Raw genomic sequence first — 809 nt, 5'->3', positions numbered from 1 at the left:
AACATGGCAACTGCAGTTCACTTACACCGCTTCTCAACCCGGTACGCACCAGAAAATCATTGATATGGCCATGAATGGCGTTGGATGCCGGGCAACCGCCCGCATTATGGGCGTTGGCCTCAACACGATTTTCCGCCATTTAAAAAACTCAGGCCGCAGTCGGTAACCTCGCGCATACAGCCGGGCAGTGACGTCATCGTCTGCGCGGAAATGGACGAACAGTGGGGCTATGTCGGGGCTAAATCGCGCCAGCGCTGGCTGTTTTACGCGTATGACAGGCTCCGGAAGACGGTTGTTGCGCACGTATTCGGTGAACGCACTATGGCGACGCTGGGGCGTCTTATGAGCCTGCTGTCACCCTTTGACGTGGTGATATGGATGACGGATGGCTGGCCGCTGTATGAATCCCGCCTGAAGGGAAAGCTGCACGTAATCAGCAAGCGATATACGCAGCGAATTGAGCGGCATAACCTGAATCTGAGGCAGCACCTGGCACGGCTGGGACGGAAGTCGCTGTCGTTCTCCAAATCGGTGGAGCTGCATGACAAAGTCATCGGGCATTATCTGAACATAAAACACTATCAATAAGTTGGAGTCATTACCTTAATACCGATAAATATACTGTATTTTATTCCAATAGAGAGGGTAAATGGGGGTTCAATGAGTTGAAGTGTAAGAAAGGTTCTGACAGGAGAGATGCATATTCCATTGAGAATGTCTCAGAATATAACGTGCCTGGATGGCTGAAATAAGTCATCTTTATAATTAAAGCGTAAAGGTTCTGGTCATAAATGAGCATGGTTAAACCA

1 pseudogene is annotated in these 809 nt (G+C 49.4%); it reads left to right on the top strand.

Annotation, left to right across the window (positions count from 1 at the left end):
• Window positions 1-588, top strand: a pseudogene (locus ACLJOO_RS42665) (IS1-like element IS1B family transposase); the annotation flags it as partial.
• Window positions 589-809 lie beyond the last annotated feature (221 nt).

This window comes from Kribbella sp. C-35 (assembly GCF_046549195.1).
Classification (GTDB): Bacteria; Actinomycetota; Actinomycetes; order Propionibacteriales; family Kribbellaceae; genus Kribbella.
The sequence above is the reverse complement of the archived record's forward strand: the minus strand, read 5'-3'. Positions and strand labels throughout refer to the sequence as shown.